The 10607-nt window shown below is 41.8% G+C and carries 6 protein-coding genes; 5 read left to right on the top strand and 1 reads right to left on the bottom strand.

Annotated features, from left to right (window positions below; genetic code table 11):
* The first annotated feature begins 67 nt into the window (after window positions 1-67).
* The 3 genes from VF500_RS27140 to VF500_RS27130 all read left to right on the top strand — a co-directional run bounded on the left by VF500_RS27140 (window position 68) and on the right by VF500_RS27130 (window position 6217).
* Window positions 68-1069 carry a FecR family protein gene (locus VF500_RS27140; RefSeq protein ID WP_330862669.1) on the top strand — a complete coding sequence of 334 codons (1002 nt, stop codon included), beginning with the start codon at window positions 68-70 and terminating at the stop codon, window positions 1067-1069.
* 267 nt (window positions 1070-1336) lie between these two features.
* Window positions 1337-4603 carry a TonB-dependent receptor gene (locus VF500_RS27135; protein WP_330862668.1) on the top strand — a complete coding sequence of 1089 codons (3267 nt, stop codon included), beginning with the start codon at window positions 1337-1339 and terminating at the stop codon, window positions 4601-4603.
* 21 nt (window positions 4604-4624) lie between these two features.
* Window positions 4625-6217, top strand: coding sequence for a RagB/SusD family nutrient uptake outer membrane protein (locus VF500_RS27130; RefSeq protein ID WP_330862667.1), 1593 nt, complete (start codon window positions 4625-4627; stop codon window positions 6215-6217).
* Between the two features lie 77 nt (window positions 6218-6294).
* Here VF500_RS27130 and VF500_RS27125 read toward each other — a convergent pair whose 3' ends face one another.
* Entirely contained in the window at window positions 6295-7182 is an 888-nt protein-coding gene (locus VF500_RS27125) for an AraC family transcriptional regulator (protein WP_330862666.1), read from the bottom strand.
* A 128-nt stretch (window positions 7183-7310) separates the two neighbouring features.
* On the opposite strand from VF500_RS27125, the gene ppsA reads away from it, so the two are divergent.
* Complete coding sequence (gene ppsA, locus VF500_RS27120; protein WP_330862665.1) at window positions 7311-9764, top strand: phosphoenolpyruvate synthase; 2454 nt, start codon at window positions 7311-7313, stop codon at window positions 9762-9764.
* A gap of 78 nt (window positions 9765-9842) precedes the next feature.
* On the top strand, window positions 9843-10607 hold a 765-nt coding region (fbp, locus tag VF500_RS27115), incomplete at its 3' end, for a class 1 fructose-bisphosphatase (RefSeq protein ID WP_330862664.1).

The following is a 10607-nucleotide window of genomic DNA, read 5'->3' as shown; positions in this document are numbered from 1 at the left end:
CTTAAAAAAAATCACAAACCCATCCCCCCGTTTTTTAGCTCCCGGCGTATTTATATAAAAAAAGCTTGTGGAAACCATTGTTAAACGCTTAGAAAGGCTTTATAATACTGAAAACTTAACTCCTGAAGACAGGCGCTGGCTCGCCGAATACCTGCAGGGCGATGTTTCAGAATTATACCTTGTGGCGCTTGAAGGTTTCAGTAAAGATGTATTGGAAAAGAAGCTAAGCCTCAGCGTGCAGGCCTCCGACCAAATACTCGCCAACATCCATCAACGGATAACACCACCGCCTCCAAAGCAGGTATTTCCCATTTGGCGATTGGTGATCAAAATGGCTGTTGCTGCATCTGTTACCGCTGTTTTTTGTGCCGGTTATGTATTCAGGAAACAATTGGATAACTGGCTTAATCCGGTTACTTACCAGGAAACAGTAGCCCTAAACGGCGAAATAAAGCTGATCACCTTACCCGATGGTACAACTATTTGCCTTAATGCCGGTAGCCGGTTAAAATATCCCGATAAGTTTAAAGAAAACAAGCGGGAGGTTACCCTTACAGGCGAAGCTTTCTTTAAGGTAGCCCATGATAGCAGTAAGCCCTTCATCATTCATTCGGGTAAAATTAAAACCACTGTTTTAGGTACCAGCTTTAATGTTAAGGCCTATAACGAGGATAAAGCGATCAAGATCACGGTGGTAAGTGGAAAAGTGGGGGTGCTGCCAATAGCTTCAAAACATCCGGTATTACTTACGCCGGATATGCAGCTGGTGTATAATAAGGCCAGCCAAACAGTGGTTACCGAAAAAATTGCTGACGCTTCATCGGTGATCTGCTGGCAGCAAGGCAAGCTGCAATACCATAATGCACCCCTGTCTGATGTTTTGGCTGATGTTCAGCGAAAATACAACATAGTGATCAGGGCCGACAAAAATTTACTGAACTGTACATTATATGCCGATTTTAATAATATGCCATTAGAGAAAGTATTGAAACTGATGGAAGCCCTTGTAAATGCACATTTTAAAAAAGAGGGCAATGCTTATATTTTAAAAGGAAAAGGCTGCAATTAATGTACCCGATATACCAATTATACGAGCAAATAAATGTTTGACACCCTAAAATAGAATTGCTATGAGTTAAACCCAGGAAAGAGAAATGATCCTCCAAAATGGCCGGGCCAGTTTTGGAGGAAATAAAATGTAAAGATTTTTTTAGTGGACCATGCACAAGGCCTCTCAAAACCGTAGCACGTTCCAGCTTGACCTATAACACTTTAATATAGCAAAAATATGAAAATAAACATACCCGAAAGAGTCTTTCGAACCATAACATATGTTATGAAAATTAATGCGATCATTTTATTAGTTGTCTGTTCACTGTCAACCATTGCCATGGCTGATAACTCATACGGACAAAGCGTACTGGAAAAGCCGGTTACGCTCAAATTGAAAAAAGCCCCACTTTCTGACGCGCTGGAGCAGATCTCCGCAAATACAGGCGTACGGATCATGTATACAGGGAATAACATTGAAAGCGATGTTAAAGTGACACTTACAGCTCATAAAGAAAAGCTGGAAACTGTTCTAAAAAAAGTTTTACTGGATAACCAATTTACTTATACCGAAGTTGAAGGCAGTTTATTGGTTAAACCGGCGCCAAAACCACCGGTAGAAAAGAAAGTGGAAATTCCGGCTATTATTGTTACAGGGTCTGTTGTTGATGACAAAGGGTTGCCTTTAATAGGTGTTTCTGTTAAAATAGAAGGCCTTTCAACAGGCGCGGTAACCGATGTAGATGGTAAATTCAGGGTTCAGGTTGCCAATGAAAAAGCCGTGCTGGTGTTTTCTTATATCGGCTTCGATACCCAAAAAATAGCTGTAGGTAAGCAAACGGTTATAAAAGTTACGTTGCTGCCTTCGGCTAATTCATTGTCTACCGTTGTGGTAATAGGCTATGGTACAACTACAAAAAAGGAGCTGACCAGTGCGATTGCTACTGTTAAGGCCGAGCAATTTAACGCCGGTGTTGTAGCAACCCCTGCGGATCTGTTAGAAGGTAAAGTTGCCGGTTTGAATATAACCAACGACGGCAACCCGAATGGTAAGGCTTCAGTAACATTGCGTGGCCCATCATCAATAAGGGCTGGTGCCGCGTCGGTACCTTTTTATGTAATTGATGGTGTACCCGGAGCCGATTTTAACTTATTAGCCCCGTCGGATATTGCTTCGATAGATGTATTGAAAGATGCTTCTGCCGCTGCTATTTACGGAACCAGGGCTACCAATGGTGTGATCATCGTTACTACTAAAAGAGCAAAAGCAGGTCAGTTAAGATTGACCTATAACGGATACGGATCGTTTGAAAAGGTATCTAACCAATTTAAGGTAGCTACTGCCGACCAGTTAAGGGCCTATGTCAAAGCTAATGGACAAAGTTTTACCCCCGCAAATGATAACGGCGGAAACACCGATTGGCAAAAAGCAGTTGAACGTACAACAGGGTTCTCTCAAAACCATAACCTTTCTTTTGGTGGTGGTACTGATAAAACTACCTACAACGGAAGTATAAATTACCTTGAAAACCAGGGTATTGTTAAAAGCAGCGATATGAAGCGTGTTATAGGCAGGCTTAATATCACCCAAAAAGCGCTGAACGATAAGTTGAAACTGGACTTTTCATTAAGCAATTCAGTAACCAATGCCAATTTGTTAGTTAATGATATTCCGCTATCATCAGCCAACGGACAAAGCCCTGGCTTGTTTAAGTCGATAGTTCAGTATTTGCCTACCCGTACTATTTATAATGCCGATGGCACTTTTTATAATGATCCTACTTTAAAGCTGGGTTATAACCCGGTAGGGCTTATCACTAACGATAGCTACAAGCAAAAAATTAATTTATTACTGGGTAATGTGCGCGGTGAGTTGATATTGCCTGCAGGCCTGCTTTACAATTTTAACTTAGCTTACCAGGAAACAAATACAGATAATAATACCTATTATAACTCGGCATCAGAACTTGCGCCGGGCCTTAATGGTAAAGCCATTCGTTCAACTTATGAGGATACCAAAAAGTTATTTGAAAACTATTTGACCTATGCTCATAAATGGGGTGATAAACATGATTTTAAAGCATTATTTGGTTATTCTATCGATCAAACCACAACCGGTAATGGTTTTCAGTCAACCAATCAGGGCTTTATTTCGGATGCAACCGGTTCAAGTAATCTCAGTTTAGGCACACCCAGTGGAAACTATCGCGTTGATTATGGTTCCGTCCCCCTCGAAACTTTACGTCTGATATCCTTTTATTCTCGTCTTAATTACAGCTACGCAGGTAAATATCTTTTGCAGGCATCTTTACGCCGCGATGGTTCAAATGCCTTTGGTACCAACAAGCGTTGGGGATATTTTCCTGCTGCTTCGGCTGCATGGCGCATCATTGACGAGAGCTTTATGAAATCTCAAACCCTGTTTGATGATTTGAAACTGCGGGTTGGTTATGGTAAAACAGGTAACTCATTGGGCTTCTCGCCTTATACTCCTATAACGCTTTATGGCACTACTGGTAGCTTTTATTACAACAACGCTTATATTGGTGCAATTGGTGTAATCCAAAATCCTAATCCCGATTTAAAGTGGGAAAGTACAGCTACGCTGAACGGCGGTGTCGATTTCTCGTTATTTAAAGGCCGTTTAGGTGGCTCGGTTGATATCTACAATAAAAAAACAACCGACATGATCACCACGGTACCGGTATCGCTTATTAACAATTTTGTTGGTACAAAGGTTGAAAACGTAGGCAGTATGACCAATAAAGGTGTGGAGATAGCGCTTAATGGAACCCCAGTAAAAACAAAAGACTTTACCTGGAGTAGCTACGGCAATATTTCATTTAATAAAAACAAGATCACTGCACTGGCTCCAAATCTTTCAAAGATCTATGCGGGCGATCCGGAAGGACCGGGACAAAGCGGTACCAAGGTTTCCATCATTGAAGCCGGTTACCCGCTGGGTGAGTTTTATACCTTGAAGTATCTTGGCCGTGTTAATGGGGTATCTACCTTTTTAGGTGCTAATGGCCAGCCAACAACAACGCCTCAAAGTTCTGATCAAACATATGCGGGCAATGCACAGCCAACATATACATTCGGTTTTGGTAATGATTTTACTTACAAAAACTTTAGCCTTAATTTCTTTTTCAGGGGCCAGGGCGGTAACAAGATCATGAATGCATCATTGGCCAGCTTTAACCAGCCAACCCAGGCTTCGGCACACGGTGTACCTGCTTTCACGCTAAGTGAGCCTGGTACCGATGTTAACGCCAATTTATATTCAACACGTTATCTTGAAAGCGGCGCTTTCATCAGGTTAAGCAATGCCACGCTGGCTTATAAAATAAATGTTGCCGGCAATTATGTACATGGCATCCGGTTGTATGTTACCGGTACCAATTTATTTATCATCACCAAATACAAAGGCGTCGATCCTGAATTGAACTTAAACATCGATAACCAGTTAAGCGGCCAGTTTATCGGGGTAGATAGCAATAATTTTTATCCAAAAACGAGGAGTTTCCTTGCCGGCGTACAAGTTGATTTATAATAAATTTTTAACCTAACTGACATGAATAATTTAAAAAGATATATAAAACCTGGCCTAATTGCCATGTTTATAGGAGCAATTTACCTTTCGGGTTGTACAAAGTTGGATATTACACCTAAATCGGCGCTTACACCGGCTAATTTCCCAACCACACCAGCGCAGTTTGTAGCCGCCACAGGCCCTATCTATACCTCGTTCCGCGGTGCGCCGGGCAGGCAATACTGGTTGTTACAAAACCTAAGTACCGATGAATGCGTTTTGGTTGCCCGGGGTGGTAACTGGCTTGACGGCGGCACCTATTCAACGGTAAACCTGCACACCGTTACGCCTGATAACAGCATGACCGAAACCTGCTGGTCAGGAGGGTACGGAACAATAAGCTTGTGTAACCAGGTATTGTCGTTGTTTGCATCTACGCCTGAAAGTGATGCCAAAAAGCAAACCGTTGCCGAAATTAAAACCATGCGTGCCCTGTCATACTTCTACCTGATGGATCTGTTTGGTAACGTGCCTATCAGCAAAACTTTTGGGGATACAACCAATCTGGGCACCCAGTCAAGGGCTACTGTATTTGCATTTATTGAAAGCGAATTACTTGCGCAGATTCCAGATCTGAGCGCTACATCCGGGGTAACTACCTACGGCAGGCCAACCAAAGGGTTAGCTTATGCCATACTTGCAAAAATGTACCTGAACGCGCAATATTACATTGGCACATCAAGGTACCAGGATGCTGTTACCATGTGCGATAATGTTATAAAAGGCGGCCAGTATTCTTTAGATGCTGATTATTTAGGCATGTTTAAGCCTAATAATGGCCCGGGCATTAAGGATTTTATTTTTGCCATACCTTATGATGGTGTCCTGGCACAGGGGCAGTATTACGCCCGCTGGACATTAAATCCTAATTTGAAAAACAAGTATAAAATGCCATACACACCTGATGGGCCTGTGTATACTTACAAAGACTATTATGCTTTGTTTAACGATGCCAATGATATCCGTAAAAAGCAATTTTTAGTTGGCAAGCAGTACAATAATGATGGCACACCAATAAATATTACAACCACCAACATCGGGCTTGATGCAAGTTACTCTGGCCCTAATCCAAATGCTACAGTGATCCACCAATTGGAGTTTACACCTGATATTGTTTGGAAAAATGCGGCAACTTTTGATATCGGTAACGATGAGCTTGCTAACGAAGAAGGCTACAGGAATAATAAATTTTATCCGGATAGCCTGAACACAGATCGTAACCAGGGTAATGACGTGCCTATGTTCAGGTATGCCGATATTTTGCTGGAAAAAGCAGAAGCTATTTTACGCGGTGCATCAGCAACCAATGGCGATTCACCTTTATCGTTGGTTAACCAGGTAAGGTCACGTGCAAAAGCTTCAGCTTTAGCAGCTGTAACCCTGTCTGATATATTAGATGAACGCGGTCGCGAGTTTTCTATGGAAATGTGGCGTCGTAATGACCTGATCCGTTTTGGTCAGTTTGAAAAAGCATGGGGCATAAAAACAGATGCCAATCCTAACAAGCGTATTTTCCCTATACCAAGACCCGAAATGCAGTTGAACCCAAAACTGGTACAAAATCCGGGTTATTAATTTAATTACTATTATTTATTTAGCAAATGCAGGCCGTGTAACAGCCTGCATTTGTTTTTTATATGGTTTTATTGATCTTAAAACTCCCGGAATTTCCTCCGGTACTCCATTGGTGTATTCCCTGTAGCTAATTTGAAATACCTGTTGAAGTTTGAAAGATTATTAAATCCCGAATCACGGCTAATTGAATTTATATTTTCATTGGTCTCCCTGATCAGCTTACATGAGTTCTCTATTCTTACCGTTAGCAAAAAATCAAAATAGGTTTGACCTGTACGCAGTTTAAAGTAATGGCAAAATGCCTTCGGTACCATATGGATAATGTTTGCTATTTCTTTAAGTTTAATATCCTTATAAAAATTATCCATCGTATACAGGTAGATCTTTGTTAACCGTACCTCGTCTATCCTGTTAAAGATCTTTTTTTCGGTTTCACCCGCCAGGTTTGAAATTTGCTCCCCTTCGGCAATTTTATTTAACAGCTGTAGCAATAGCGGAAGCTGTTCATGCTTAGCCGAACCTTCTATTTGCCGGATAGATTCAATTGCCATAGCTTTTGAATTACTATTGATCAGCAATCCATTTTTAGCACTGTTTAAAAGATTGTTCAGGAGGTTGTTTTCTGGCAGCATCATGAAGGTGCTTCCTAATTTATTCGGATCAAAATGAAGTGTAAGCAGTTGCAGCGGTGTGGGTATCTTACCACTTTTCATGGAGTAATCGTAATAGCGGTTGGTTTCAAACTTGAACATGTGAGGCACATTACAGCCAATCATGATCATGGTATCTCCCGAAATTCTCTTTGATGTATTTCCTATCGAAAAAGTTCCCTCTCCGCTTATGATATAGATCAGTTCCAGCTCGGGATGGTTGTGGAAATTATTAATGGCATGATAAGTATTTGCTTCGGCTATTGTAAAAGCGGAGTTGTCGACCTTTAAAATCTGCTCGAAAAAATCCTTCATTTTATACTATAGTGATATAAAAAAGTAAAAATAGGTAATATGTTGTGAATATAGTATTACTTCTTATGAATATTTAAGCATAGGGCAGTTTGCTAAGCGGCTAACTTCGTTTTTATAAAATATGAGCCATGAAGGAAAAGAAATTTACTATGAAACTTATTGACGCTTCAATAAGTGACATTGAGTTAGTAGGAGGCAAGAATGCATCGCTTGGAGAAATGATGCAGAACATCTCGCAATTTGGGATTGATATTCCTGATGGGTTTATCATAACAAGTAAGGCCTACTACCAGTTCATCGCAGACAATCAGCTTGATAAGCAGATCAGGGACATTATCGAGGATAAAGATGTTACCGATTTACAGGTTCTTTTATCCTGTGGCAGCAAAATAAGGGAGCTTATCCAAAACGGTCAGTTTTCTGCCACTATGGAAAATGAGATTGTTGAAGCCTATAAGGAGTTATTGATTCAATACGCAGGTAATTCTGCCGATGTTGCAGTTCGTTCGTCGGCTACTGCTGAGGACTTGCCCGATGCATCATTTGCGGGCCAGCAAGACACTTATTTAAACATAAGGGGAGAAGAAAGTTTATTAACAGCCATAAAAAACTGCTTCGCCTCGTTATTTACCGACAGGGCTATTAGTTACAGGGAATCTTTTAACTATGATCATTTTAATGTTGGCCTTTCTGTTTGTGTTCAAAAGATGGTCCGTTCGGATAAAGGTGTTTCTGGGGTCGCGTTTTCTTTGGATACCGAAAGCGGTTTTAAAGACGCTGTTATTATTAACGGATCGTACGGCCTGGGCGAAATGATAGTCCAGGGATCAGTTAATCCCGATGAATTTATTGTTTATAAGCCATTACTGAAAAGCGGTTTCCGGTCAATCCTTGAAAAGAAATTAGGCAAAAAACATAAAAAAATGATTTACGGAAATCCAGGGGAAGAGGCCGTAAAAATCATTGATACCCCTGTTGACGAAAGCTCAAGGTTTTGCTTGTCGGATAATCAGATCATTCAACTCAGCAACTGGGTAATAATCATCGAAGAGTATTATACCAAATTGAAGGGCAAATGGTGCCCCATGGATATTGAATGGGCTGTAGACGGGATCAGCGGCAGGTTATTTATAGTACAGGCGCGGCCCGAAACCATTCACTCCCGCAAAAAAGTAAACCTGCTTACCGAATTTCGGATCAATGATCCTGACAGAGCGGATAGGATCTTGCTGAAAGGCATCGCTGTTGGTGATAAAATTGCGACAGGCAGGGTGCACAATCTTTCAGGTATCGGAAAACAAAATATCCACGAAATAAACTTTTTGCCCGGCGATATCATGGTAACCGACATGACCGACCCCGACTGGGAGCCTGTAATGAAAAAAGCATCCGCTATCATTACCAATAAGGGCGGGCGCACCTGTCATGCTGCCATCGTGGCCCGGGAGTTAGGTGTTCCGGCTATAGTTGGCTGCGAATGTGCAACATCCATCCTGAAAACCGGCGATGAAATAACCGCTTCATGTGCAGAAGGTGATGCCGGAATTATATATAGCGGCATAGTGGCGTTTACTATGCGGGAACATGATTTGAATGACCTGCCAGAAATTGAAACCCCGCTGATGATGAATATCGGCTCGCCCGAAATTGCCTTTCAATACGCGCATTATCCCGGAAAAGGCGTTGGCCTTGCCAGGGAAGAATTTATCATCAATAACTATATAAAAATTCACCCATTGGCCTTGCTCCAGCACAGGAGTTTGAATGATAGCTCATTAACAGCCCATATTGAAGATGCTATGCTGGGTTATGATAACGAAGAGGCATTTTTTATTGAAAAGCTATCCTACGGAATAGCAAAGATAGCCGCCGCATTTTATCCCAATAAGGTAATCGTTCGTTTCTCGGATTTTAAAACCAATGAATACTACAATATGCCCGGAGGTAAATATTTTGAACCGGCCGAAGAAAATCCCATGATAGGCTGGAGGGGGGCATCCAGGTACTATTCTAAGGTATATAAAGAAGCCTTTGGAATGGAATGTAAGGCGATCAGGAAGGTGCGCGAAGTAATGGGCCTTGATAATGTAGTGGTGATGATCCCGTTTTGCCGGACAGTGAACGAGCTTTTATTAGTGTACGAAACCATGAACGAATACGGCCTGAAACGCGGCGAAAACGGGCTTGAGGTTTACCTGATGGCCGAGGTTCCGTCTAACGTGATTTTGGCCGAGCAGTTTGCCGATTATGTAGATGGTTTTTCCATCGGCTCCAATGACCTTACCCAGCTTGTATTGGGGCTCGACCGTGATTCATCCTTAGTGGCCGGTTTGTATAACGAGCGTAATGATGCGGTGAAATTTATGATCTCCTCGTTGATAAAAACCGCGAAGAAAAGAGGTGTAAAAGTGGGGATCTGTGGGCAGGGGCCATCTGATTATCCCGACTTTGCCCAGTTCCTTGTGGAAGAGGGGATTGACAGTATCTCGGTAACGCCTGATTCGTTTTTTAAAACCGTAATCGCAATCCGGAAAATAGAGGATGAGCTTGAAGCGGCAAAACGGCTCTGCTTATCTGCCTGACAACTGAAATATATTAACTAATGCTAACAACCGCTACCTGGTTTCGGGTAGCGGTACTAATCTTAAAATATTATTTATATGAAAACGGTGAAAACTTTAGGCCAGTTTATTATTGAAAACCAAGCTGAATTTCCTTATGCTAAAGGCGAACTCTCCAGGCTGCTGAGAGATATAGGTATTGCTGCAAAAGTTGTTAACAGGGAAGTTAACAGAGCTGGATTGGCTGATCTGACCCTCGATAACGGTTCGGTAAATGTACAGGGCGAACACCAGAAGAAACTGGACGTTTATGCCAATGAACAGTTTATTTCGGCTTTACAACAAGGCGGTGAATGTTGTGTGGTGGTATCGGAAGAAAGCGATGAATATATTGATATTGACAGCGAGATCTCAAAGCATGCCAAATATATTGTAGCAATAGACCCATTGGATGGTTCATCCAATATTGATGTAAATGTGAGCGTGGGCTCCATTTTTTCTATCTACCGCCGTAAAACAACGGATGGAAGAGCTACCATTAAAGATGTTTTACAAAACGGTACCGAGCAGGTAGCGGCAGGCTATGTAATTTATGGTTCATCAACAATGCTGGTGTACACCACCGGAAAAGGAGTGAATGGGTTTACTTTAGATCCTTCCCTTGGCGAGTTTTGCCTGTCGCACCCCAAAATGCGTATTCCTGATGATGGTGTTATCTATTCTATAAACGAAGGTTATTACTCTCATTTTCCTGATGGGGTAAAGAAATATATCAAATACTGCCAGGTGGAGGATGTAACAACAAACAGGCCGTTTAAAGCAAGGTATATCGGATCAATGGTGGCCGATCTGCATCGGAATATG

Origin of the sequence: Mucilaginibacter sp. (assembly GCF_036383575.1) — a bacterium.
Classification (GTDB): domain Bacteria; phylum Bacteroidota; class Bacteroidia; order Sphingobacteriales; family Sphingobacteriaceae; genus Mucilaginibacter.
This window is presented reverse-complemented; position numbering and strand designations above follow the sequence as displayed.